Origin of the sequence: Pseudomonas sp. RIT-562, assembly GCF_026241895.1 — a bacterium.
In the GTDB taxonomy this organism is placed as follows: domain Bacteria; phylum Pseudomonadota; class Gammaproteobacteria; order Pseudomonadales; family Pseudomonadaceae; genus Aquipseudomonas; species Aquipseudomonas mandelii_F.
Genome location: NZ_JAPJIV010000001.1, coordinates 27,823 through 51,682, shown reverse-complemented (window position 1 = coordinate 51,682; position 23,860 = coordinate 27,823). Strand labels below are relative to the sequence as shown.

Here is a 23,860-nt window from a genome sequence, read left to right as displayed (position 1 = left end):
AGCCTCTGATCGAAAACCGCTGGTCGGGGCACTGCGTGGCGACTATTATGCGCGCCTTCGAATTCAGCCTAAACAAGGCGCAAACCCATGCTAGTACTGGGATTAGAGACTTCTTGCGACGAAACAGGTGTCGCATTATACGACAGTGAGCGCGGCCTGCTGGCCGACGCGCTGTTCAGCCAGATCGACCTGCATCGCGCCTATGGCGGTGTGGTGCCGGAGCTGGCCTCGCGCGATCACGTAAAGCGCATGCTGCCCTTGATTCGTCAGGTGTTGGCCGAGGCCGACTGCGTGCCTACCGAGATCGACGCGATCGCCTACACCGCGGGCCCCGGGCTTGTTGGCGCGTTGCTGGTGGGCGCGTCCTGTGCTCAGGCGCTGGCCTTTGCATGGGGAATTCCGGCCCTGGGAGTGCACCACATGGAAGGCCACTTGCTGGCGCCAATGCTGGAGTCGCAACCGCCGGAGTTTCCGTTCGTCGCTTTGTTGGTGTCAGGTGGGCATACGCAGCTGGTTCAGGTCGATGGGATCGGCCAGTACACCCTTCTGGGGGAAACTCTCGACGATGCTGCCGGCGAAGCCTTCGACAAGACCGCGAAGATGATGGGCCTCAATTATCCGGGTGGTCCTGAAATCTCGCGTCTGGCAGAGCAAGGGGTTGCGGGACGTTTCACCTTTCCGCGGCCGATGTGCGACCGCCCTGGCCTGGCATTCAGTTTCAGCGGCCTGAAAACCTTCGCGCTGAACACCTGGCAGCAGTGCGTGAGCGCCGGGGACGACGGCGATCAAGCCCGTTGCGACATCTCGCTGGCGTTCCAGCAGGCCGTGGTGGAGACTTTAACCATCAAGTGCAAGCGTGCCCTGAAACAGGCCGGCATGAAGCGCCTGGTGATCGCTGGGGGCGTCAGCGCCAACAAGGCGCTGCGCACTTCACTGGAAAAAATGCTCGGCGACATGCAGGGCGACGTGTTTTATGCGCGCCCGGAATTCTGTACTGACAACGGTGCGATGATCGCGTTTGCCGGATGCCAGCGCTTGCAGGCTGGCCAGCACGAAAGCCTGGCGATCAGTGTGCAGGCCCGTTGGCCGATGGAGCAGTTGTCGGCGCTGTGACCCTCCGGCGATGAATGGCGCTCACTTGCAGAATTAGAAATGCCGTTCGCGCCCGGCAAACAGGTCGCGTAGATTGCCACGGTGGCGCCAGACGATCAGCCCGGTGAGCGCGCTCATGGGCAACAGGGCCGCCGGCTCTTGCCATGCCAGTAAAGGCAGGGTCAGCGGGGTGGCGATCAGGGCGGCGAGCGAGCTGGTGCGGGTCAGGTAGAACGTCAGGAGCCAGGCGCAAACCGCCAGCAAGGCCGCAGGCGGGTATAGCCCCAGCAACATTCCGGCAGCGGTGGCGACACCTTTGCCACCGCGGAAGCGGAAGTACAGCGGGAACAGGTGGCCGATGACGGCGCAGACGCCGATCCAGGCCTGTTCCTGCAGCGAAAGGCCTGCAGCGCCTGCGATCAACACGGGCAACAGGCCTTTGCAGAGGTCGCCGATCAAGGTCAGGACCGCCAGTTTCTTGCCGGCCAGGCGCAACATGTTGGTGGCGCCGGCATTGCCCGAACCACTCATTCGCGGATCGGGGTTTCCGGTCAGGCGGCTGAGCAATATGGCGAAGGACAGCGAGCCGAGCAGGTAGGCGAGAGTCGCCAGTAACCAAAACATGCTAACTATTCCGGGCGAGGACGCCCTGATTCTAACGGCGCATTGCGCCCTTGTCGTGCAGCGGAGAGAAGTGCTTGGACAGAGTGTTTATCGAGGGCCTGGAAGTCGACACCGTCATTGGTGCCTACGACTGGGAGCGAGGCATCCGGCAGTGCTTGCGTCTGGATCTGAGTTTTGCCTGGGATAACCGGCCAGCTGCGGCGGGGGATGACCTGACCCTGGCTCTTGATTACGCCAGCGTTTCGTCACGCATCCAGGACTTTGCCGAGCAGGCGCAATATCAACTGGTCGAGACTTTTGCCGAGCGCCTGGTGGAAGTCTTGATGAGCGAATTCAAGATCACCTGGGTCCGGCTCAAGCTGACCAAGCCCGGTGCTGTCCCGGCGGCGACCGGCGGTGTGGGTGTGGAGATCGAGCGCGGATGTCGCTGACCCAGGTTTATCTCGGCCTCGGTAGCAATATCGAGCGCGAAGCCCATTTACAGGCGGGCCTGGAAGCCCTTGCGGGTTTCCTGGTGGACATACGCTGCTCAGCGGTCTTCGAAAGCCAGCCGGTGGGCATCAAGAGCGGGCCGTTTTTCAACTTCGTGGTATCGGCCTACACCGATTTGCCGTTGATTGAGCTGGACCGTCGGCTCAAGTTTATCGAGGCTGACAATGGCCGCTATGCGCCGGATCGCAAGGGCTTGCCGTTGGACATCGACGTGTTGTTGTTCGGTGATCTGGTGGGAAATTTCGATGGCCTGGTGCTACCGCGGGCAGAAATTCTGAAAAATGCCTTCGTACTGTGGCCGCTGTCGCTGATTGCGCCGGATCGCGTGCATCCGGGTGTAGGCAAAAGCTTTGCGACCTTGTGGCGCGAGGCGCAGATTGACCAGGTGTTGGCGCCGGTGGCGTTTGAGTGGCGTGGGCAGAAGTTAACGCCGTCGGATTTGTTGTGACGGCGCGGATGCTATCGCGAGCAGGCTCACTCCTACACACGGATTGTGTGAATCAATGAGATCCACTGTAGGAGCGAGCCTGCTCGCGATGCTCTTCAGGTTGCCGCCAACTCCTTGTAGGTTTTCAACGCCATGAGCCTTTCGCGCTTGATCGCTTCGCCCAGCTCAGGCCCTTTGAAACCTTGCTCAAGCAGCGGCTGAACCGCCACGCTTCGGGCTGCTGTTGCCGCCCCGCGCAAATATTCGGATTGTGGATAACTTCTCTGCTCCAACCCCTTGCGCCCACGCGCATCCATCTCGCAGGCCGCGATGAACTCCTCGAACCGCTGTGGCCGTCGATACACATCGAAACTCTGCAGCAGTTCCAGCAAGGTTGAAGGCTTCAGCTCCAGCGCACGATGGCCGTGTGTGTGGTACTGGCCCACCAGCAGCGCCAGTTCCTGACAGTCTTTCGGCGCCTTGAAACGTTCGTTGACCGCCTTGATCAGCTTCAGTCCCGCGTGTTCATGGGCGATGTGTCGAGGCCATTCTGCTGTCGGGGTCAGCCCTTTGCCCAGATCATGCAGCAGGCAGGCCCAACGCACGGTCAGTGGCAGTTTGTGCGAGGCGCACTGCTGCAACACGCTCAGCGTATGTACTCCAGTATCGATTTCCGGATGATGGGCTTCAGGTTGCGGCACCCCGAACAGCACATCGACTTCCGGCATCAGCACTTTGAGCGCGCCACACTCGCGCAATACCTCGATAAAAACCTGCGGCTGGTCTTCCATGAGTGCGCGGGAAATTTCTTTCCAGCTACGTTCAGCCGTCAACGCCTGCAGTTCACCGGAATCCGAGAGCTGGCGCATTAGCTCCAGGGTTTCTGGTGCCACAGTAAAACCGAGCCCCGCATAACGAGCGGCGAAGCGGGCAACGCGCAGTACTCGGAGTGGATCTTCGGCAAACGCGGGGGAAACGTGACGAAGCACGCGGTCTTGCAGATCCTGCAGACCATGGTAAGGATCGGTCAGGTTTTGCTGTTCATCCTCGGCCATGGCGTTGATCGTCAGGTCGCGGCGGATCAGGTCTTCTTCGAGTGTGACATCGGGGCTGGCGTGGAAGGTGAAGCCTCCATAGCCGCGCCCGCTTTTGCGCTCGGTACGGGCGAGGGCGTACTCCTCGCCGGTTTTTGGATGCAGGAACACTGGAAAGTCTGCGCCGACTGGTCGGTAGCCTTTGGCGAGCATTTCCTCGGCCGAGGCCCCTACTACCACCCAGTCGATATCGGTGACCGGAATACCCAGCAGGCGATCACGCACCGCGCCGCCGACTTTATAAATCTGCATAAAAAACCTCCGTTAGCTCGACAGAATAACCGTTACGTCGAGCAAACGGAGGTACAAAGGGGTTCAAAGATGAATGACCGCCAGGTCCAGCCGGCCGTAATCGCCTTCAGCGTGTTCGCCTCTGGGAGGCACATGATGGGTTTTCATCACCTGATCCCCTTGCAGGGTTTCCAGATGAATATCGAAGCCCCACAGCCGGTGGAGATGCTTGAGCACCTCTTCGGTCGATTCGCCCAGTGGTTTGCGGTCGTGCTGCTGATGACGCAGCGTCAGGGAGCGGTCGCCGCGCCGATCGATGCTGTAGATCTGCACGTTGGGTTCACGGTTGCCGAGGTTGTACTGTGCGGCCAGGGTTTCCCGGATAGTCCGATAACCTCCTTCGTCGTGAATGGCTGGAACCAGCAAATCGTCCTTTTGATCATCGTCGAGAATGCTGAACAGTTTCAGGTCACGTATCACCTTGGGTGACAGGTACTGCAGGATGAAACTCTCATCCTTGAAGCTGCTCATCGCGAATTTGATGCTCGAAAGCCAGTCTGTGCCGGCAATGTCGGGGAACCAGCGGTAATCCTCCTCGGTGGGGCTTTCGCACATCCGCCGAATGTCGCGGTACATGGCGAATCCCAGGGCGTAAGGGTTGATGCCACTGTAATACGGGCTGTCGAAGCCCGGCTGCATGACCACGCTGGTGTGGGATGTCAGGAATTCCATCATGAAACCGTCTGTGACGAGGCCCTCGTCATACAGGTCGTTCATCAGCGTGTAGTGCCAGAACGTGGCCCAGCCTTCGTTCATCACCTGAGTCTGGCGTTGGGGGTAGAAATACTGGGCGATCTTGCGCACGATGCGTACGATCTCGCGCTGCCAAGGCTCCAGCAGGGGTGCGTGCTTTTCGATGAAATACAGGATGTTTTCCTGAGGTTCGGCGGGGAAGCGCGCGTTGTCCTTGTCGCTGTATTTGTCCGCTCCTTTGGGAATGGTCCGCCACAGGTCGTTGATCTGTTTCTGCAGATGCTCCTCACGATCCTTCTGACGGCGGCGTTCTTCTTCCGCCGAAATGGGGTAGGGGCGTTTGTAGCGGTCGACTCCGTAGTTCATCAAGGCGTGGCACGAGTCGAGCAGATCCTCGACCGCGTCAATGCCATGACGCTCTTCGCACTGCATGATGTACTGCTTGGCAAACACCAGGTAATCGATGATCGAACTGGCATCAGTCCAGGTGCGGAACAGATAGTTGCCCTTGAAAAAACTGTTATGGCCGTAGCACGCGTGTGCCACCACCAGTGCCTGCATGCAGATGGTGTTTTCTTCCATCAGGTAAGCGATGCATGGGTCGGAGTTGATCACGATCTCGTAGGCCAGCCCCATCTGGCCACGGCTGTAGGATTTTTCGGTGCTGAGAAAGTGCTTGCCGTAGGACCAGTGGTGATAACCCAGTGGCATGCCAACCGACGCATACGCATCCATCATCTGCTCGGCAGTAATCACTTCGATCTGGTTGGGGTAGGTATCGAGTGCGTAGCGAGCAGCGATACGACTGATTTCTCGGTCGTAGGCCTGGATCAGCTCGAACGTCCACTCGGAGCCGGTGGAAATGGGTTGGCGCTTCTGCTCTTTGGCGGTCATGTCACTAACCTGCGCTGGAAGAGTTCACGGAAGACCGGATAGATATCGCCGGCCGAGACCAGTTGCTGCTGGGCAAAAGTGTCAGAAAAGGCTTCGGCAATGCGTTCGTATTCGAACCACAGGGCCTGGTGCTCGCGAGGGGTGATCTCGACGTAAGTGTAGTACTGCACAAAGGGCATGATCTGGTTGATCAGGATATCGCGGCAGATCGGTGAGTCGTCATTCCAGTTGTCACCGTCTGAAGCCTGTGCAGCATAGATATTCCACTCGTTGCTCGGATAACGCTCGGCCATGATCTCCTGCATGAGTTTCAAGGCGCTGGACACGATGGTGCCGCCGGTTTCGCGAGAATAGAAAAACTCCTCCTCGTCGACTTCCCGTGCACTGGTGTGGTGGCGAATGAACACCACGTCGATCTTGTCGTAGTTACGTTTCAGGAACAGATACAGCAGGATGAAAAAGCGCTTGGCGATGTCCTTGGTCGCCTGGGTCATGGAGCCCGAAACGTCCATCAGGCAGAACATTACCGCCTTGGAACTGGGGTTGGGCTGCTTGATCAGCAAGTTGTACTTGAGGTCGAATGTATCGAGGAACGGCACACGGTGAATTCGCGCACTGAGTTTCTCGATTTCCGCTTCTATTTCCTGAATATCTCCGAAGTTATCCGGTTCATCGCGTTTTAACCGCAGCAGTTCCTCCTTGGCCTCGCGCAACTTCGCCCGACTGCTGCCGGACAACGCTATGCGGCGTGCATGGGCCGAACGCAAGGTGCGGATGATGTTGATCCGCGACGGATTGCCTTCGTTGCTGATGCCCGCACGCACGGTCTTGAAGGTGTCGGTACCGGTCAGGTTGCGCTTGACCAGGTTCGGCAGTTCAAGGTCCTCGAACATGAACTCGAGGAACTCCTCCTGGGTGATCTGGAAGACGAACTCGTCCATTCCCTCACCCGAGTTGCCGGCTTTGCCAGGCCCTCTGCCGCCGCCTCCGCCAGGTGGGCGGGCAATGTGCTCGCCGCTGGTGAATTCCTTGTTGCCCGGGTGCACGACGGTCTGCTTGCCACCACGGCCGTGGTGAAGCACTGGCTCGTCAATGTCGCGACCAGGAATGCTGATCTGTTCACCGTGTTCCATATCGGTAATGGAGCGCCGGCTGACCGCCTCTTCGACGGCTTTCTTGATGTGGTCACGGTAGCGCCGCAGAAAGCGCTGGCGGTTAACCGTGCTCTTGTTCTTGCCATTGAGACGTCGGTCGATCACATAGCTCATAGGCCCTCCGGGGAGCTTCGAGTCATAAGCTTCAAGCTGCAAGACAGAAGCTTCAGAAACAAGCGGCGCGCGACATATGGCCACAAATACGCAAACACCGCGTATTTGTGGAGAGTTCGTCGTTTGCCGCCCGCAGCTCCCTTACTGGGACTTTCTCACCCGCAGATACCACTCGGACAGCAGTCGTACCTGTTTGTCGGTATATCCACGCTCGACCATTCGTGTAACGAAGTCGTTGTGTTTCTGCTGGTCCTCTTTGCTGGCTTTGGCGTTGAAACTGATGACTGGCAGCAGGTCTTCGGTGTTGGAGAACATTTTCTTCTCGATGACCACCCGCAGTTTTTCGTAGCTGAGCCAGGTCGGATTCTTGCCGTTGTTATTGGCGCGGGCACGCAGGACGAAGTTGACGATTTCGTTGCGGAAATCCTTCGGATTGCTGATGCCTGCCGGTTTTTCGATTTTCTCCAGCTCTTCGTTCAGTGCAACGCGGTTGAGAATCTCGCCGGTTTCCGGATCGCGATATTCCTGATCCTGGATCCAGAAGTCCGCATACAGCACATAACGATCGAAGATGTTCTGGCCGTACTCGCTGTAGGACTCGAGGTAGGCGGTCTGGATCTCCTTGCCGATGAATTCGATGTAACGCGGAGCCAGGTATTCCTTGAGGAAGCGCAGATAACGTTCGCGGGTCTCGGCCTGGAATTGTTCCTGCTCGATCTGCTGTTCCAGTACGTAGAGCAGATGTACCGGGTTGGCGGCGATTTCGTGCGGGTCGAAGTTGAAGACCTTCGACAGGATCTTGAACGCGAAGCGCGTCGACAGGCCGTTCATGCCTTCATCCACGCCCGCATTGTCGCGGTATTCCTGGATCGACTTGGCCTTTGGATCGGTATCCTTGAGGTTTTCGCCATCGTACACGCGCATTTTCGAGTAGATGTTCGAGTTCTCCGGCTCCTTAAGGCGCGAGAGCACGGTGAACTGGGCGAGCATTTTCAGGGTGTCGGGTGCGCAGTGGGCTTTGGCCAGCGAACTGTTGAACAACAGCTTGTCGTAGATCTTCACTTCATCGCTGACGCGCAGGCAGTAAGGCACCTTGACGATGTAGATCCGGTCGATGAAAGCTTCGTTGTTCTTGTTGTTGCGGAAGGTGTGCCATTCCGATTCGTTGGAGTGGGCGAGCAGGATCCCGGTGAACGGAATCGCGCCCAGGCCTTCGGTACTGTTGTAGTTACCTTCCTGGGTGGCGGTCAATAATGGGTGCAGCACCTTGATCGGCGCCTTGAACATTTCGACGAATTCCATCAGGCCCTGGTTGGCCCGGCACAGCGCACCGGAATAACTGTAGGCGTCGGCGTCGTTCTGTGGAAATTCTTCCAGTTTGCGGATATCGACCTTGCCCACCAGTGCCGAGATGTCCTGGTTGTTTTCGTCTCCCGGTTCGGTCTTGGCCACGGCGATCTGGTTGAGGATCGATGGATACAGCTTCACCACGCGGAACTGGCTGATGTCACCGCCAAATTCAGCCAGGCGCTTGGTGGCCCATGGCGACATGATGGTATTGAGGTAGCGCCGCGGGATGCCGAAGTCTTCTTCGAGGATCGCGCCATCTTCTGTGGCGTTGAACAGGCCCAGGGGTGATTCGAAGACCGGCGAGCCCTTGATTGCGTAGAAGGGCACTTTCTCGATCAGCTGTTTGAGCTTCTCGGCCAGGGACGATTTACCACCACCGACGGGACCGAGCAGGTAGAGAATTTGTTTCTTCTCTTCCAGGCCTTGGGCGGCATGGCGGAAATACGACACGATCTGGTCAATGCATTCTTCCATCCCGTGGAAGTCTTCAAAGGCCGGATAGCGACGGATCACCTTGTTGGAAAAAATTCGCGACAGCCTCGAGTTGGTCGAGGTGTCCAGCAGCTCCGGTTCTCCGATGGCCAGCAGTAGACGCTCGGCGGCGGAAACGTAGGCACTGCGGTCCTGTTTGCACAGCTCAAGATACTCTTGCAGCGAGAGTTCTTCCTGGCGTGTGGACTCGAAGCGTTGTTGGAAGTGGCTAAAGATACTCATGACGTCACCTCGCTCGATACGTGGAGCCGACGCCGGATCACTCAGTCGATGCTGGCAGCAACCGAACAGGCAGTCGCTGTTTACCCCCCAGAACTCTTTCAGAGCTGACTACCCCGAAAGCTACTCCCGATGACCCGCGCGCCGGTGTACCGGCTCTCCCCTGTTTTGGATGGCCTGGGCTTAAGGATAGTTGGGAATTCGGGAGGTAAAGGCGAGATACGTAATTAGTTGTGGCAGACCGTTCGTCTGCCACGGCGCTAGCCCGCAGGGGCCGGGGCTTACACGTTACAAAAAAATTATTCGCAGGTGCCTTGCGCGGTTTCCGAGGGATAAGTCGTACGCCACAGCTCAAAACCGCCATCCATGCTGTAGACGTCGGAAAAGCCCTGGCTGATCAGATAAGCTGCCGCGCCCTGGCTGGAGTTGCCGTGGTAACACACCACGACGGTCGGTGCGTCGAGGTCAGCGCCTTGAATGAACGCGTGCAGGGAGTGGTTATCCAGGTGTTTGGAGCCTGCAATGTGCAGGGCGGCAAAGGTGGCCGGGTCGCGGACGTCGACCACTACGGCACCTTGTTCGCGCAAGGCTTGTGCCTGTTCCGGGGGGATACGTTTGAATTCGCTCATGGCGGGCTCCTGTGGCTCGGCTGAAAGCGCAGCCTAGCGCTGAATGCTGGCTGACGATGATGCGGTGGTTGTGGGGGTGATCTGCGCAGCGGCGACCTGGCCGTGCGCATCGCATTTGCAGGACAGGCGTTCGCCGCTGTCGACATTCATCAGGGTCAGGGCTCCGCCCCAGACGCAGCCGGTGTCGAGGGCTGAAATGCCCGGTTCCAGTACTTTACCTTCCAGGGCGGCCCAGTGGCCGAAGATAATCTTCAGGCCCTTGGTCTTGCGTTCCTTGTGCTGGAACCACGGCTTGTAGCCCGGCGGCGCGGAGTCCAGGCCTTCCTTGCTCTTGAGGTCCAGCTTGCCTTCGGCAGTGCAGAAACGCATGCGGGTGAAGTAATTGGTGATGACTCGCAGGCGCGTGACGCCTTTGAGTTCGCTGTCCCACTTCGCTGGCTCATTGCCGTACATGCCGTCGAGAAAGGGTGGGAGCAGGTTGTCATCGCGCAAAGCCGTTTCGACTTCAGCTGCGCATTTCAAGGCTTTACGCAGCGACCACTGTGGCGGGATGCCGGCATGCACCAGTGCCATGTTGCGCTGTTCGTCGTAATGCATGAGCTTCTGCTGGCGCAACCAGTCCAGCAACTCTGCGCAGTCGGGCGCATCGATGATTTCGCGCAGGGTGTCGCCTTTTTTCAGACGCTCGATGTTCTTCCCGGCCGCCAGCAAATGCAGGTCGTGGTTACCCAATACGCACACCAGGGATTCACGCATGCCGTAGAGGAAGCGCAGGGTTTCCAGCGACTGCGGGCCGCGGTTGACCAAGTCGCCCACTAGCCATAGCCGGTCGTGGGCCGGGTCGAAATCGACTTTCCTGAGCAGGCATTGCAGTGCGTCAAGGCAGCCTTGCAGGTCACCGACGGCGTAGGTTGCCATCAGTGCAGGGCTCCGGGCACGGCCAGGCGAAACGGCGCGATGATCGCGTCGAAGTGCTTGCCGTCGTCGGCAATCATTTCATAAGTACCCTGCATGGTCCCGACCTTGGAGGTCATGACCGTACCACTGCTGTAGGTGTGGCTCTTGCCCGGTTCGATCAGCGGTTGCTGGCCGACGACGCCCGCACCGCGAACCTCCTCGACATGTCCGTCGCCGTCGGTGATCACCCAGTGCCGCGACAGCAGCTTGGCCGGGAGCGCGCCATTGTTCTGCACAGTGATGGTGTAGGCGAAGGCAAAGCGTTCGTGCTCGGGTTGCGATTGTTCTGCCAGATAGCGGGTGACGACGCTGACGTCGACCTGATAGCGAGGATCGGACATGCAAGAGGCCTTAAAAACGAAGCGGGACGCGGGGCGTAGCTGATGGGATCAGTCTAGGCCAAGTACCGGGTAGTAAACCAGACTGGCGTCCTACCCGATAGCGCTCATCGCTGGTCAGTCGGCGGCAGGTGCTTGGGGCGCCTGCTCGCTCAGCTTGTCGGCCAGGCGCACGAAGGCGGCCAGGTCGAGTTGCTCCGGACGCAGGCTGCCATCGACGCCGGCGGCTTCTATTTCGGCATTGCTCAGCAGCAGCTTGAGGGTGTTGCGCAGGGTCTTGCGACGCTGGTTGAACGCTTCGCGAACCACGCGCTCCAGCAACTTGTGATCTTTTGCCGGATGCGGGAGGACTGCGTGAGGCACGAGGCGCACGATCGCCGAATCAACCTTGGGCGGTGGATTGAACGCGCCAGGGCCGACATTGAACAGGTGCTCGACCCGGCAATGATACTGAACCATGATCGACAAGCGGCCCCAGTCACCGCCGCCGGGGCCTGCAGCCATGCGCTCGACCACTTCCTTTTGCAGCATGAAGTGCATGTCGCGGATCAGGTGGGCGTTGTGCAGCAGGTGGAAGATCAGCGGGGTGGAGATGTTGTATGGCAGGTTGCCGACCACTCGCAGGCTGGCGGGTGCTGCGTTCAGGCTGTTGAAGTCGAACTTCAACGCATCACCCTGGTGCAGGTTGAAATTGCTCTTGCCGGCAAACTGCTGGTTCAGGATCGGAATCAGGTCCTTGTCCAGCTCCACCACGTCAAGCTGGCCGCCGCTGCTCAGCAGGCCTTGAGTCAGCGCGCCCTGGCCCGGGCCGATTTCCAGCAGGCGATCTTCGGCCTTGGCATGGATGGAGCGCAGGATGCGGTCGATAACGCCGGCATCGTGCAGGAAGTTCTGGCCAAAGCGTTTGCGCGCCTTGTGTTGGTAATGCTCGGTCATAAACGGGTCTCGGCCATCTGGTAGGCGGTTTCCAGGGCGACTTGCAGGCTGCCGGTGTCGATTTTGCCGCTGCCGGCCAGATCCAGGGCAGTGCCGTGGTCGACCGAAGTACGGATGATCGGCAGGCCGAGAGTCACATTGACTGCCGCGCCGAAGCCTTTGTACTTGAGCACCGGCAGGCCCTGGTCGTGGTACATCGCCAGCACTGCGTCGCAGTGCTCCAGATATTTGGGGGTAAACAGAGTGTCGGCGGGGAGGGGGCCGCGAAGGTCCATGCCTTCACCGCGCAAGCGCTCTAATGTAGGTTCAATGATGTCGATTTCTTCATGGCCCAGGTGGCCGCCTTCGCCGGCGTGCGGGTTGAGCCCGCAAACCAGGATGCGTGGCTGGGCGATGCCGAATTTTTCTTTCAGGTCGGCATGCAGAATGCGTGTGACGCGCTCCAGACGCTCGGGCGTGATGGCATCGGCAATCTCGCGCAGGGGCAGGTGAGTGGTGACCAGCGCCACACGTAGGCCGCGGGTCGCGAGCATCATCACCACTTGTGCCGTCTGGGTCAGGTCCGCGAGAAATTCCGTGTGCCCGGAAAAAGCAATTCCGGATTCGTTGATCACGCCCTTGTGTACCGGGGCGGTGATCATGCCGGCGAAGGCGCCGTCGAGGCAGCCTTGGCCTGCGCGGGTCAGAGTTTCCAGAACAAAGGCGGCGTTGGCCTTGTCCAGTTGCCCGGCAGTCACCTTGGCATTGAGCGGGGTATCCCACACGTACAGGCTGTTGGCCGGCGCCGGAGCGTCTGGCCAACTGTCGGGAGTTACCTCCAGCAGATCGACGACCACACCCAGTTGCGCGGCCCGCTCAATGAGCAGGTCGCGGCTGGTGATGGCAATCAGGGGGTGTGGCTGGGCTTGCGAGGCGAGTAGCAGGCACAGGTCAGGACCTATGCCGGCCGGCTCGCCGGGTGTCAGCGCGAAACGTTTGGGTTTCACTGCGCTGCCTGGTCTGCACCAGGGAGTTTGATCTCTACGTACGCTTCGTCACGGATCTGACGCAGCCAGGTTTGCAGCTCTTCGTCGTATTTGCGGTTACGCAGTACGGTCATGGCTTGCTGTTCGCGGGCCTGGTTGGTGCTGTCGGTGGCGCGACGGCCAAGGACTTCCAGGACATGCCAGCCATATTGAGTCTGGAACGGCTTGGACAGCTTGCCTTGCGGAGTATTGGCCATCACTTCGCGGAACTCTGGCACCAGCGCATTGGGGTCGATCCAGTTGAGGTCGCCGCCGTTGAGGGCAGAACCCGGATCTTCCGAGTAGTTTTTCGCCAGCTCGGCGAAGTCTTCGCCGGACTCGATGCGGGTGTAGAGCGACTCGACCAGTGCCTTGGTTTTCGCTTCGTCACGGATCGGACTTGGCTTGACCAGGATGTGGCGTACATGCACTTCATCACGCACCTGAGCTTCGCCACCACGCTTGTCGAGGATCTTCAGGATAATGAAGCCACCTGGAGTGCGCATTGGCTGGGTTACGTCGCCCACGGCCATGGTGCTCAGCATGCGGTCGAACGGTGGTGGCAGTTGAGCAGCTTTCCGCCAGCCCATGTCGCCGCCTTCCAGTGCGGTTTCGCTGGCCGATTTGGCGATGGCCAATTGACCGAAGTCAGCACCTTGTTTGAGTTGCTGGTAAACAGAGTCTGCTTGCTTGGCAGCATTCTGAATCGCGTCGGAGTTGGCGCTTTCCGGCGTGGGAATCAGGATGTTGGCCAGGCGGAACTCTTCGGACAGCTGCATCTTGCCCAGGTCGGAAGCGAGGAAGTTCTTCACTTCCTGCTCGGACACCTGGATGCGCTCCGCCACACGACGCTGGCGTACACGGCTGATGATCATTTCCCGGCGAATCTGCTCGCGTGCGTCGTCATAGGACAGGCCGTCACGGGTCAGGGCGGCGCGGAACTGGTCCACCGACATGTTGTTGCGCTGAGCGATGGTGCCGACAGCCTGGTTCAATTCTTCATCGGTAATGCGGATGCCGGAACGTTCGCCGATCTGCAGCTGCAGGTTTTCGACGATCAGACGCTCAAGTACCTGCTGGTCCAGCACACCGGGCGGAGGCGCGGCAGCACCGCGCTTGGCGATGGTTTGCTGCACTTCGTGAACCCGTTGATCCAGCTGGCTCTGCATGACCACGTCGTTGTCGACGATGGCCACCACTCTATCGATGGACTGCACCGCAGCGTTGGCCGCGGTACCCAGGAACAGCGCGCCCAGCACGAGCGGGCGCAGACAATCAGAAAGCTTGGTCTTCACGTTCACGATAACCTTGGATGCCTTTGTCGAGGAAGCTCTCTACTTTGGCGCCGGTGAGGCCGCCGAGTCCCTTCAGAACAATTTGGAGGAAGACGCCATGGTCGCCTTTTTCGTTTTGCGGAGCGTCTTGACTGGTTTCGTCGTAGTCAACCCAGTAACGGTTGATCACGCGCAGTTTCCAGCAGCAGTTGTCGTACTCGAAACCACCGAAGGCTTCCAGGGTACGGTTGCGGTTGTAGTCGTACTGCCAGCGGCTGATGGCATTCCATTGCGGCACGATCGGCCAGATAACCGAGAAGTCGTGCTGCTGGATCTTGTAGTAGTCCTTCACGTAGCCCGGTGTACCAGGGGTGCCGTAGTCACCGCCACCGACCTGCCATTTACCAGTGGTCTGGTCGTAACGAATCTGGTCATTGCGATAGCGATAACCTACGTTGACCACCTTGTTCGGATTGTCTTCAGGCTGGTAGTGGAACATCGCGCTACCCGAACGGGGGCTGCGGCTGTCCGGGTCCCAGTTGTAATCGGCAGTGGTGCGCCAATCACGGTTCCAGCGGTATTCGTATTCCAGTGCATACGGCGAGACATTGGACTTCGCGTCGTCACGGGTCTTGGCGTCGATACCCGGCAGCTGGACTTCACGATCCTTGAAGTAAAGCGCCTGGCCGACACTGATACGTTGACGCTCAAAGCCGTTTTCTTCGATCCAGCGACTGGTGATGCCCAGGGACAGTTTGTTCTCGTCGCCGATTCGATCGGCGCCGGAGAAACGGTTGTCACGGAACAGCGACGAGTAGTTGAAGGTGTATTCACTGGAGTCGAACACCGGAATATCTGCCTGATCCTTTTCAGGAACGTACAGGTAGAACAGGCGCGGCTCGAGTGTCTGGTTGTAGTTTTTACCGAACCAGCTGGTTTTACGGTCGAAGTAGAGACCGCTATCAATGCTGGCGATCGGTACTGCACGGTTCTGGTTGCTGCTAAAGGTACCGTTCAGTCGGTCACCCTCTGCGCCCTGGCCGGCGATGTCGGATTTACCCTTGCCGTCGAGATCCAGGTCGTACTGGGTGTACTGGTACTTCAGCGATGGCTTGAGGAAGCCATAGCTCGCTTCCATCGGCAGGCTGACAACCGGTGCGAGGTTGAGTCGGGTGCCGTTGGCACGCGCCAGGCCAAATACGTTTTGATCCAGGCGGGGGCCGGTATCGACGCCGTCTTCGTCAAAGAAATTGCCGTTCTTGAGATCTCGATCAAACCGCACGACTTCGGTGTTGTACGAGAAATCCAGCCCGGACGGGTGATAGGGCAGGGTTCCGTCGAAAGTCACCTGAGGCAGGCGGTCGTATGGCGTGATGTTTGAAACGGTCGCCAGCTGATAGGCCTGAGCGTTCACACGTGCGGTGTAGCTGTCGCCACGATAGCTGACCGAACCCTGCTGATTCACATAATCAGAGCTTTTCACGCCAATCTGGTCAGTCTGCAGATCCTGGAAGTAATAAGGATCGCTGATCTTGGTGTAATCAACCTGCGTGAGAACCCGCGAGTCGAGACCACCCTTGTGCTGCCAGTTGTACATGTAGCGGGTTTTTTCGTAGTCGGTCTGCTTGCTGCGCTCGGTGTCGTCGTCGTTCAGGTACGCGGCGCCGAACTGGCCTTCGCTGGACGGCGTCAGGTAGCGGAATTCGCCTTCCATCAACAGGCCGCGCTTGCTCATGTAGCGTGGGTACAACGTGGCGTCGTAGTTAGGCGCCAGGTTGAAGTAGTACGGAGTCACCAGCATGAAGCCGGTGTCGGTGCCCGTGCCGATAGTCGGCGGCAAGAAGCCGGACTGGCGACGGTCATCGATCGGGAAATAGATGTACGGCGTGTACAGGACTGGGATGTCCTTGACTCGCAGGGTCACGTTGGTCGCGGTGCCGAAGCCGGTGGCCGGGTTAAGGGTGATGTTATTACCCTTGAGCTGCCAGGCGTTACTGTTCGGTTCGCACGTGGTGTACGTACCGTCCTTGAGGCGGATGATCGCGTTTTCAGCACGCTTGGCGTACAGGGCGCTACCGCGGATACGCGACTTGTGCATCACGTATTCGGCGTTGTCGACCTTGGCTTCACCGGTGTCCAATTGCACATCGGCGTGATCACCAACGATCAGGGCACCATTGTCGCGAATGCGTACGTTGCCGCTCAGCTCACCGCGGCTCTCGGCCTGGTACAGGTTGGCTTCGTCGGCTTCGACCTGCATGCTGCCTTGGCGCATGACGACGTCACCGGCCAGTGCTGCAATCTGTTCTTCCTGCTTGTAGCGAGAGGCCTTGGCGCCGATAAAGGTCGGGGCGTCGCTTTTATTCGTCTTGTCATTCATGCCAGGACGAGTGGGTTCGATATAGGAACCAGAGCAGTAAGGACCGGTTTCAGCCAATTGCGCTGCGGTGAGGTTCTCGCGCGGAACCCAGTCGAGGTGACTGTAGTCTGCACTGCGCGACTTCAGGCCGCGGCCCTTGGCCTCGGTGACCAGTGCCGGTTTGGCACCAGTGTCCTCGCTCGTACCGCTGTCGGCAGGCGTCTCGCCGCTTGCACTCACCGCACTGCCGTCATGGACGGGGCGAGGTGGCAAAGCAGCGGCTGGGGATTTTGGCGCACAGTCCCAGGCACCCGAAGCAGAGACTGAGCAGTCATACTGTTCCGCGGCGACCACGAACGAAGTGGCTAGAGGTTGCAGGGCCAGCAGACTGCCGGTAACCAACAACGGAAATTTTTTACGAAACGCGGGGGATTTCAATGCCATCTTATTAGTCCGGGCTTCCTGCGTGCCATCTGCCCGCGGTGTGGGCCGCACGCCTCTCGATGGTCTGAAAAAGATGCTGGATAATAAAGCATGACCCGCTTGACGGCTAGCGCCGTCGGAGACCCTTGCAATGCCTGACCAAGATGTACGTTTGCAACACCTGAAAGTTTGGCTCGAAGAACAGTTGACCACCCTCTTTGCAGAGCAGGGCTGGGGAGCCGTACCCCCGGCCACGTTGACTGCAGCCAGTAGCGATGCGAGTTTCCGACGCTATTTCCGCTGGGAGGGCGATGGCCGCAGCTTTGTCGTGATGGACGCGCCGCCGCCCCAGGAAAACTGCAAACCCTTCGTCGACATCGCTTTTTTGTTGGCGAAATCCGGTATCAATGTGCCGAAAATTTACGCAGAAGACCTGGAGCGCGGATTTCTTTTGCTCAATGACCTGGGTAACAAGACCTATCTGGACGTGATCGACAGCGGAAACGCCGACGATTTGTTCAAGGACGCCTTGCAAGCCTTGCTGGCCTTTCAGCAGCTGCCGATGGTGGCACCGCTGCCGAGCTATGACGTGGCTTTACTGCGCCGCGAGCTGGAATTGTTTCCGGACTGGTATGTGAAACATGAGTTGGGTATCGAATTCGACTCCACCCAGCAAGCACAGTGGCAGCAAGCCAGTGATCTGTTGATCGACAGTGCCCTGGCCCAGCCCAAAGTGTTGGTGCATCGTGACTACATGCCGCGCAACCTGATGCTCAGCGAACCGAACCCTGGCGTGCTGGATTTCCAGGACGCGGTCTACGGTCCCGTCACCTATGACGTCACTTGCCTGTTCAAGGACGCCTTCCTCAGCTGGCCCGAAGAGCGTGTACGCGGCTGGCTGGAAGATTACTGGCAGCAAGCCGGAGCCCTGGGCATTCCGGTGCAGGCGGACTTTGACAGCTTCCTGCGTGCCAGCGACCTGATGGGTGTGCAGCGTCATCTGAAAGTCATCGGCATCTTCGCCCGTATCTGCCATCGCGACGGCAAGCCACGCTATCTGGCCGACGTACCGCGCTTCTTTGCTTATATAGATGCCGTGGTTGCACGCCGGCCGGAACTGGCTGAGCTGGGTGCACTGCTCGATAGCCTGCGTACCGGAGCGCAAGCATGAAGGCGATGATACTAGCGGCAGGCAAAGGCGAACGCCTGCGGCCGCTGACACTGACTACCCCCAAACCCCTGGTGCGCGCCGGCGGCGTGCCGTTGATCGAATATCACCTCAAGGCCCTGGCGATTGCCGGCTTTACCGAGATTGTGATCAACCATGCCTGGCTCGGCCAGCAGATCGAGAACTATCTGGGCGACGGGTCGCAATACGGCGTGCGGATTCGCTACTCGCCGGAGGGCGAACCGCTGGAGACCGGCGGCGGCATCTATCGTGCCCTGCCTTTGCTGGGCGACGAAGCGTTCCTGGTGGTCAACGGCGATATCTGGACCGACTATGACTTCAGTGTCTTGCATCAGCCCATCAGCGGGCTGGCGCACCTGGTGCTGGCGGACAACCCCGCGCATCACCCGGCCGGTGATTTCAGCCTGCACGATGGGCTGGTGCGCGATGGAGAGGCAGATACCGCGAACCTGACCTACAGCGGAATTGCCGTGCTTGACCCGCAGCTGTTCAAAAATTGCTCAGCGGGTGCGTTCAAGCTGGCGCCTTTGCTGCGCGCAGCCATGGCGCTTGGCCAAGTGACTGGCGAGCACCTCGATGGGCGTTGGGTGGATGTTGGTACTCACGAACGCCTGGCTGAAGTCGAATCCCTGATTGAAGCGAGCCGCTGACATGCTTTGGCCAGGGACTCTGATTGGAGCCGGGGCGGGCTTTGCCATAGCCAGTATTCCGGGGGCCTTGCTCGGCGCGCTGTTGGGGCAGGCGCTCGACCGACGTCTGCAACTGCACAGTTGGGCGCATTTGCGCGAAAAGCTCGGCGGCCGCCCCGTCCTGCGCAACGATGAACTGCTATTCATCCTGCTGGGGCGGTTGGCCAAATGCGACGGGCACGTGGTGGCTGGGCACATCCAGCAGGCGCGAGAGGAAATGCGTGGGCTGGAAATGACCGAGTCGGCGCAACGCCGGGCAATTGCTGCGTTCAACCGCGGCAAATCGGGACATGATCGGCTGCGTGGTTATCTGCGGCGCTTGAGCGCCCAACCGTTCGCTGCCGAAGGCGTGTTGCGCGCCTGTTGGCGCATGATCTGGGCGGATGGGCGTGCCGGCCGCAGCGAGCTTGAGCTGATTGCCCAGTGGGGGCGTTGGCTGGGCTGGACGCCTCAGCAAGTGAAGGCGTTGGCCGGCGAATACGAACCGCAGAAGCGTCCGGTGATCAGCAGCATGCTGAGTTATCAGGAGGCCATGCGCTTGTTGGGGGTGTCCGCCACCAGTGAGCCGGCGCAGATCAAGCGCGCTTACCGGCGCCTGCTGAGCCGGCATCATCCGGACAAGATTGCCGGCAGCGGCGCCACCAGTTCGCAGGTTCGCGAGGCAACGGACAAGACTCGCGAGTTGCATAACGCCTACACGGTGATCCGTCAGCGCCGGGATTTCCGCTAGCGGCCGGCTCAATCCGCCGGCTGTGGGCTCAACCAGCCCCGCACCCGGCGCACCAGTTGCTCCTGTTGATCCTTGGCATTGCCGGGCAAGGCTTTCAGCGAAACCTGGCTAAACGCTGTGGTCTTCAGACGCTTGCTCGCCTGCAGTCGTGCCAGCGCAGCATCGCGATCCAGCGGTTTGTCCATGTAGAAAATATCCGCAGTCGGCAGCTTGAGTGATGAGGTGAGATCGAGCAGCTCGGGCTTGATGCCTGCCGGTGTCTTGACCGCCACCATCAGCAGTTTCTCGACCTGAGGTGGCTGCTTCTCGCTCAGATATCGAGCGGCCCAATAACCGCCAGTGCCGTGCCCCAGCACCACGATACTGCGCGCGCTTTGCCCTTCGGCGTAGGCAACTGCCGCGTCGATCCGCGCGAAAATTCTTTCGGCGTCGACTCTTCGTTGCTCGTCGACGCTTTCGACTACTGCCTTGTCTGCTATGTCGGCCTCGCCGCCGGCCGCCTGTTCAATCGGCGTGGACGTGGTCGAGTCCTTGGTCCCTGTATCGGGGGCCTTGATTGCCGGGGGCACTTCGAGGACGCGAGGGGCAATGGCATCGCTTTGCAGATCTGGCAAAGTGATACTCAGGCTGCTCCAGCCGGCGTCGGGCAATTTGCGGCGCAAAGGGCCGACTGCTTGAGGTGAGTCAGCGGTCTCGCCAGCGCCGGGGACGATAATCACCGCGCCTTTGGGCTCGGCGGCATTGGCCGGTTTCCACAGTGCCAGGAAGGTCTCGCTGCCCGCTTGCAGTTGTTGCTGTTCCTGAGCGGGCAAAGTGCGTTCGAGGGCTGCGGCGTCTTCCTGGCTACGCTCAAGCAGCGGCTGGCGCTCCGTCGGCTCGGTTGCAGCGGGGGAATCGGCGGGAGCAGGGGCCGGGTCAGCTGCCTCGACGGAAAACGCACAAGGCAGGATCAGCGACAGGCACAATGCTGGCAGTGCCAGGCGGTAGTCAGGGGGCATCGGATTTTCCAGGCCAGAAGTGATTCCGGCAGCCTAATGGGTTAGTCAGTGTTTGTCAGTGTGTGGGGCTTAGATGATGGTTGTGCGCTGCCTGTTAATGATCGGCTGTCTGTGGTTTCCCTTGGTGGGCTGGGCGGCATCCGCGCCCCCCGAGCATGCTGCACAACTGTCGTCGGCGCAGCGCCAGTGGCTGGCCAACCATGGCGAATTACGCGTCGGCCTGGTATTGCAGGCACCTTATGCCCAATACGACCGGCGGCTTCAGCGGCTGTCCGGAGTCAATGTCGAATTGATGAAGTGGCTGGCCAAGTCGCTCAAGGTTGAATTGAGCTGGCGCAACTTCCCCGACCTGGCGCAACTGGAGGCGGCGGCACGAGAGGGTGAAATCGATATCGCCCCTGGCCTGGCGCAAACCCCGACCGGTCTGCGTCTGTGGCAGTTTTCCGACCCGTATATGCGTGTGCCGCAACTGGTGGTCAGTGATCAGAAGAGCGCTGGCGTGGTAGAGCTGGAAAAACTCGATAGCCAGACCCGCGTGGCGGTGCGCATGCCCGGTGCTACCGCCGATTACCTGCGCGGCAACTATCCACATCTGAATTTGCAGGGCGTGCCGATCGAGCGCCAGGCCTTGCAACTGCTGTTGAGCCAGCAGGCCAGCTATGCCGTGGTCGATGAGGCGCAGCTTGGGCGACTGTCCGCCGAGCCTGAGTTTGCCGGTCTGGTGGTGGTCGGTGACATCGGCTTGCCGCAGTTGCTGCGGGTGGCCACTCGCCGTGACTGGCCTGAATTGGCTGGCATCGTCGAGGCGGCATTGCGGGCGATTCCGGCCAAGGATCTGGAGCAGCTGCATAACCAATGGCTACAACCCAAGTACCCGCGGCTGACCGAGTCGCCAGGCTTCTGGCAGAACCTGAGTCTGTTGTTTGCAGTGTTAATGCTCAGCAGCATGGCCATCGTCTTCTGGCAGCGGCGTCAGCAGCACAGCCTGGAGCAACGACTGGTTGCTGCTCGCGAAGACATTGCCCTGCGTGCAGCCAGCGAGGAAGCCTTGCGGCTCACGCAGTTTTCCATCGATCAAAGTACGGTCGGCATCCTCTGGGTGAATTGGGATAGCCACGTGCGGTATGCCAATCGCGCGGCCGAAACCATGTTGGGTTATGCCCCAGGCGGGATTATTGACCGGCCATTGATCGATTTCGAGCCTGGGCTGCACATGGATCGCTGGTTGAACCTGTGGAAGCGCGCCCGTGCCAGCGAGGAAGGACCGCAAAGTTTCGAAACCAACTGCGTGCGGGCGGACGGCAGTATTTTGCCAACGGACGTGTCGTTGAGCTTCCTGCGATTTCGTGACGGCGAGTACCTGGTGGTCTACCTCAATGATGTCACCGAGCGCCGCCGAGCTTTGGCGGCATTGCAGGAAAGCGAAGCGCGGCTGCAGGGGATCGCTGCCAACGTCCCGGGATTGGTCTTTCGCCTGGAGCGGGCGCCGGTGACAGGGCAGATCGACTTTGCCTACATCAGTGAAGGTAGCGAAACCCTGGTGGGTTACTCCCCGGCGACGCTCGCTCATCGCGACAAGGGGCTGCGCAGCCTGGTGCATCCGGATGATAAGGCCAGCTATCACCAGACCCAGGACCTGGCACTGGACACCGATAGCGACTGGTCATGGCAAGGGCGAATTCTCACCCGTCAGGGCGAGCAGCGCTGGGCCGAGATCAAGGCCATTACGCGCCGGCTCGAGGATGGCGCCTACGTGTGGGACGGTATCGTCTGGGATATCAGCGAGAGCAAGCGCATCGAACTGGAACTGGCGAGCTCCCGCGAACAATTGCGCGAGTTGTCTGCGCATCTGGAAAGCGTGCGGGAAGAAGAAAAGGCGCGCATTGCCCGGGAGGTTCACGATGAGCTGGGGCAGATGCTCACCGTGCTGAAGCTCGAAACGTCCATGTGCGAATTGGCCTACGCGCAGCTCGACCCTGGCCTGCAGGAGCGCCTTAACAGCATGAAGCGCCTGATTGCGCAGTTGTTCCAGCTGGTGCGCGACGTTGCGACAGCGCTGCGCCCGCCGATTCTCGATGCCGGTATCGCTTCGGCGATTGAATGGCAGGCCCGACGCTTCGAGGCACGCACGCAAATTCCTTGCCTGGTGCAGGTTCCGGACAACTTGCCGGCGTTGAGCGATGCCATGGCCATCGGGCTGTTCCGGATCCTGCAGGAAGCACTGACCAATGTCATGCGTCATGCCCAGGCGCATACTGTCGAACTGACCCTGGTGCGTGAAGGCAGCGAATTACTCATGACCGTCAGCGATGACGGCGTAGGATTTGTCGCCACCACGGGTCGGCCTACATCCTTTGGTGTGGTGGGCATGCGCGAACGGGTGTTGATCATGGGCGGCGAGTTGTCGCTGGAGAGTGAGCCGGGTGAGGGCACGACACTGATGGTGCGGGTGCCTTTGGAGGGTGCCTGAAGGTTTTATGTTGTCTGTGCGAGCGCCATCGCGAGCAGGCTCACTCCTACAGGGGATTTAGGGTGCTCCAGCAATTTGGGCACCGACTCAAACCCAGTGTAGGGGCAAGCCTGCTCGCGATAGATTCTGGATCAGAACCCTAAAAAGAATGGAGAACAACGTGATCCGTGTACTGGTAGCCGAAGACCACACCATTGTCCGCGAAGGCATCAAGCAGCTAATCGGCCTGGCCAAGGATTTGCTGGTGGTCGGGGAGGCGAGCAACGGCGAACAACTGCTCGAGACCCTGCGCCATGTTCCCTGCGAAGTGGTGTTGCTGGATATCTCCATGCCCGGGGTCAATGGCCTGGAGGCTATTCCGCGGATTCGCGCACTGAACAATCCGCCGGCGATCCTGGTGCTGTCGATGCACGACGAGGCGCAAATGGCTGCCCGCGCGTTAAAAGTTGGCGCGGCAGGTTATGCGACCAAGGACAGCGACCCGGCGCTGCTGCTGACAGCCATCCGCAAGGTCGCGGCCGGTGGGCGCTACATCGATCCTGACCTGGCTGATCGGATGGTCTTCGAGGTCGGGCTGACCGACTCGCGGCCGCTGCATTCGCTGCTGTCGGAACGTGAGTTCTCGGTGTTCGAGCGCCTGGCGCAAGGCGCGAACGTCAACGACATCGCCCAGCAACTGGCGCTGAGCAGCAAAACCATCAGCACCCACAAGGCGCGACTGATGCAGAAGCTCAATATCACCTCCCTGGCGGAGCTGGTGAAGTACGCGATGGAACACAAACTGCTCTAAGGTTCGCCGCCGTCGAGTGTGGGACCGTGGTGGCATATCCATTTGCGACATACTGAAAAGCTGCTTTTGCCCTTTCTCGCGGCCTGCAGCTTCAATCTCGCCACAGCTCCTATCCATTCCCGCCATCCTTGTAGGGCA

General features: G+C 59.6%; 21 protein-coding genes. 8 read left to right on the top strand and 13 right to left on the bottom strand.

The window, feature by feature from the left end:
* Window positions 1-87 precede the first annotated feature (87 nt).
* Window positions 88-1,113 carry a tRNA (adenosine(37)-N6)-threonylcarbamoyltransferase complex transferase subunit TsaD gene (tsaD, locus tag ORL50_RS00240; RefSeq protein ID WP_266009010.1) on the top strand — a complete coding sequence of 342 codons (1,026 nt, stop codon included), beginning with the start codon at window positions 88-90 and terminating at the stop codon, window positions 1,111-1,113.
* A 33-nt stretch (window positions 1,114-1,146) separates the two neighbouring features.
* Here the strand turns inward: tsaD and plsY are convergent, their stop codons facing one another.
* The gene (gene plsY, locus ORL50_RS00235; RefSeq protein ID WP_266009008.1) at window positions 1,147-1,716 is read right to left on the bottom strand and encodes a glycerol-3-phosphate 1-O-acyltransferase PlsY; all 570 of its coding nucleotides are present in this window, start codon (window positions 1,714-1,716) and stop codon (window positions 1,147-1,149) included.
* A gap of 74 nt (window positions 1,717-1,790) precedes the next feature.
* Between plsY and folB the strand changes: the two genes are divergently transcribed.
* Together folB and folK are read left to right on the top strand one after the other, a co-directional pair.
* Entirely contained in the window at window positions 1,791-2,147 is a 357-nt protein-coding gene (folB, locus tag ORL50_RS00230) for a dihydroneopterin aldolase (RefSeq protein WP_266009007.1), read from the top strand.
* On the top strand, window positions 2,138-2,656 hold the full coding sequence (gene folK, locus ORL50_RS00225; protein ID WP_266009005.1) for a 2-amino-4-hydroxy-6-hydroxymethyldihydropteridine diphosphokinase: 519 nt from the start codon (window positions 2,138-2,140) through the stop codon (window positions 2,654-2,656). The genes folB and folK overlap by 10 nt, the downstream gene beginning before the upstream one ends.
* Before the next feature lie 95 nt (window positions 2,657-2,751).
* Here the strand turns inward: folK and ORL50_RS00220 are convergent, their stop codons facing one another.
* From ORL50_RS00220 to ORL50_RS00170, 11 genes are all read right to left on the bottom strand, one after another.
* Window positions 2,752-3,981 (bottom strand): multifunctional CCA addition/repair protein, encoded by a 1,230-nt coding sequence (locus ORL50_RS00220; protein WP_266009003.1) that lies wholly within the window; start codon window positions 3,979-3,981, stop codon window positions 2,752-2,754.
* 63 nt (window positions 3,982-4,044) lie between these two features.
* Window positions 4,045-5,607, bottom strand: a complete 1,563-nt coding sequence (locus tag ORL50_RS00215) for a SpoVR family protein (protein WP_266009001.1) — start codon at window positions 5,605-5,607, stop codon at window positions 4,045-4,047.
* Entirely contained in the window at window positions 5,604-6,875 is a 1,272-nt protein-coding gene (locus ORL50_RS00210; protein ID WP_010467159.1) for a YeaH/YhbH family protein, read from the bottom strand. The genes ORL50_RS00215 and ORL50_RS00210 overlap by 4 nt, the downstream gene beginning before the upstream one ends.
* Before the next feature lie 141 nt (window positions 6,876-7,016).
* Complete coding sequence (locus ORL50_RS00205) at window positions 7,017-8,939, bottom strand: PrkA family serine protein kinase (protein ID WP_045059965.1); 1,923 nt, start codon at window positions 8,937-8,939, stop codon at window positions 7,017-7,019.
* Between the two features lie 296 nt (window positions 8,940-9,235).
* A complete protein-coding gene (gene glpE / locus ORL50_RS00200; protein ID WP_266008991.1) occupies window positions 9,236-9,565 on the bottom strand; it encodes a thiosulfate sulfurtransferase GlpE in 330 nt (109 codons plus the stop codon).
* A gap of 33 nt (window positions 9,566-9,598) precedes the next feature.
* Complete coding sequence (locus tag ORL50_RS00195; protein WP_266008989.1) at window positions 9,599-10,483, bottom strand: symmetrical bis(5'-nucleosyl)-tetraphosphatase; 885 nt, start codon at window positions 10,481-10,483, stop codon at window positions 9,599-9,601.
* Window positions 10,483-10,863, bottom strand: coding sequence for a Co2+/Mg2+ efflux protein ApaG (gene apaG, locus ORL50_RS00190; RefSeq protein WP_266008987.1), 381 nt, complete (start codon window positions 10,861-10,863; stop codon window positions 10,483-10,485). The genes ORL50_RS00195 and apaG overlap by 1 nt, the downstream gene beginning before the upstream one ends.
* Window positions 10,864-10,977: 114 nt before the next feature.
* Complete coding sequence (gene rsmA / locus ORL50_RS00185) at window positions 10,978-11,796, bottom strand: 16S rRNA (adenine(1518)-N(6)/adenine(1519)-N(6))-dimethyltransferase RsmA (protein ID WP_266008984.1); 819 nt, start codon at window positions 11,794-11,796, stop codon at window positions 10,978-10,980.
* On the bottom strand, window positions 11,793-12,782 hold the full coding sequence (pdxA, locus tag ORL50_RS00180; RefSeq protein WP_266008982.1) for a 4-hydroxythreonine-4-phosphate dehydrogenase PdxA: 990 nt from the start codon (window positions 12,780-12,782) through the stop codon (window positions 11,793-11,795). Before pdxA ends, rsmA begins: the two co-directional genes overlap by 4 nt.
* Entirely contained in the window at window positions 12,779-14,095 is a 1,317-nt protein-coding gene (surA, locus tag ORL50_RS00175) for a peptidylprolyl isomerase SurA (RefSeq protein WP_266008980.1), read from the bottom strand. The genes pdxA and surA overlap by 4 nt, the downstream gene beginning before the upstream one ends.
* Entirely contained in the window at window positions 14,076-16,877 is a 2,802-nt protein-coding gene (locus tag ORL50_RS00170; protein WP_266008978.1) for an LPS-assembly protein LptD, read from the bottom strand. Before ORL50_RS00170 ends, surA begins: the two co-directional genes overlap by 20 nt.
* A 130-nt stretch (window positions 16,878-17,007) precedes the next feature.
* Here ORL50_RS00170 and ORL50_RS00165 point away from each other — a divergent pair, with 130 nt between their 5' ends.
* The 3 genes from ORL50_RS00165 to ORL50_RS00155 are packed head-to-tail and all read left to right on the top strand — an operon-like array spanning window position 17,008 to window position 19,464.
* A complete protein-coding gene (locus ORL50_RS00165; protein WP_266008976.1) occupies window positions 17,008-18,027 on the top strand; it encodes an aminoglycoside phosphotransferase family protein in 1,020 nt (339 codons plus the stop codon).
* Complete coding sequence (gene murU / locus ORL50_RS00160) at window positions 18,024-18,695, top strand: N-acetylmuramate alpha-1-phosphate uridylyltransferase MurU (protein WP_266008973.1); 672 nt, start codon at window positions 18,024-18,026, stop codon at window positions 18,693-18,695. Before ORL50_RS00165 ends, murU begins: the two co-directional genes overlap by 4 nt.
* Before the next feature lies 1 nt (window position 18,696).
* Complete coding sequence (locus tag ORL50_RS00155; RefSeq protein WP_266008970.1) at window positions 18,697-19,464, top strand: DnaJ domain-containing protein; 768 nt, start codon at window positions 18,697-18,699, stop codon at window positions 19,462-19,464.
* 8 nt (window positions 19,465-19,472) lie between these two features.
* On the opposite strand, the gene ORL50_RS00150 is transcribed toward ORL50_RS00155, so the two are convergent.
* Complete coding sequence (locus tag ORL50_RS00150; protein WP_266008968.1) at window positions 19,473-20,462, bottom strand: alpha/beta hydrolase family protein; 990 nt, start codon at window positions 20,460-20,462, stop codon at window positions 19,473-19,475.
* 73 nt (window positions 20,463-20,535) lie between these two features.
* Here ORL50_RS00150 and ORL50_RS00145 point away from each other — a divergent pair, with 73 nt between their 5' ends.
* Entirely contained in the window at window positions 20,536-22,932 is a 2,397-nt protein-coding gene (locus tag ORL50_RS00145; protein ID WP_266008966.1) for a PAS domain-containing sensor histidine kinase, read from the top strand.
* Window positions 22,933-23,092: 160 nt separating this feature from the next.
* The gene (locus ORL50_RS00140) at window positions 23,093-23,722 is read left to right on the top strand and encodes a response regulator (protein ID WP_003210977.1); all 630 of its coding nucleotides are present in this window, start codon (window positions 23,093-23,095) and stop codon (window positions 23,720-23,722) included.
* Window positions 23,723-23,860: the final 138 nt, after the last annotated feature.

Excerpts from the sequence above, each read along its gene's own strand:
- ORL50_RS00215 (WP_266009001.1), bottom strand. The coding sequence starts at position 5,607 with ATGACCGCCAAAGAGCAGAAGCGCCAACCCATTTCCACCGGCTCCGAG.
- ORL50_RS00220 (WP_266009003.1), bottom strand. The coding sequence starts at position 3,981 with ATGCAGATTTATAAAGTCGGCGGCGCGGTGCGTGATCGCCTGCTGGGT.
- plsY (WP_266009008.1), bottom strand. The coding sequence starts at position 1,716 with ATGTTTTGGTTACTGGCGACTCTCGCCTACCTGCTCGGCTCGCTGTCC.
- ORL50_RS00155 (WP_266008970.1), top strand. The coding sequence starts at position 18,697 with ATGCTTTGGCCAGGGACTCTGATTGGAGCCGGGGCGGGCTTTGCCATA.
- ORL50_RS00195 (WP_266008989.1), bottom strand. The coding sequence starts at position 10,483 with ATGGCAACCTACGCCGTCGGTGACCTGCAAGGCTGCCTTGACGCACTG.
- rsmA (WP_266008984.1), bottom strand. The coding sequence starts at position 11,796 with ATGACCGAGCATTACCAACACAAGGCGCGCAAACGCTTTGGCCAGAAC.
- ORL50_RS00145 (WP_266008966.1), top strand. The coding sequence starts at position 20,536 with ATGATGGTTGTGCGCTGCCTGTTAATGATCGGCTGTCTGTGGTTTCCC.
- apaG (WP_266008987.1), bottom strand. The coding sequence starts at position 10,863 with ATGTCCGATCCTCGCTATCAGGTCGACGTCAGCGTCGTCACCCGCTAT.
- folK (WP_266009005.1), top strand. The coding sequence starts at position 2,138 with ATGTCGCTGACCCAGGTTTATCTCGGCCTCGGTAGCAATATCGAGCGC.
- ORL50_RS00170 (WP_266008978.1), bottom strand. The coding sequence starts at position 16,877 with ATGGCATTGAAATCCCCCGCGTTTCGTAAAAAATTTCCGTTGTTGGTT.
- ORL50_RS00150 (WP_266008968.1), bottom strand. The coding sequence starts at position 20,462 with ATGCCCCCTGACTACCGCCTGGCACTGCCAGCATTGTGCCTGTCGCTG.
- ORL50_RS00205 (WP_045059965.1), bottom strand. The coding sequence starts at position 8,939 with ATGAGTATCTTTAGCCACTTCCAACAACGCTTCGAGTCCACACGCCAG.
- tsaD (WP_266009010.1), top strand. The coding sequence starts at position 88 with ATGCTAGTACTGGGATTAGAGACTTCTTGCGACGAAACAGGTGTCGCA.
- glpE (WP_266008991.1), bottom strand. The coding sequence starts at position 9,565 with ATGAGCGAATTCAAACGTATCCCCCCGGAACAGGCACAAGCCTTGCGC.
- ORL50_RS00165 (WP_266008976.1), top strand. The coding sequence starts at position 17,008 with ATGCCTGACCAAGATGTACGTTTGCAACACCTGAAAGTTTGGCTCGAA.
- murU (WP_266008973.1), top strand. The coding sequence starts at position 18,024 with ATGAAGGCGATGATACTAGCGGCAGGCAAAGGCGAACGCCTGCGGCCG.
- ORL50_RS00210 (WP_010467159.1), bottom strand. The coding sequence starts at position 6,875 with ATGAGCTATGTGATCGACCGACGTCTCAATGGCAAGAACAAGAGCACG.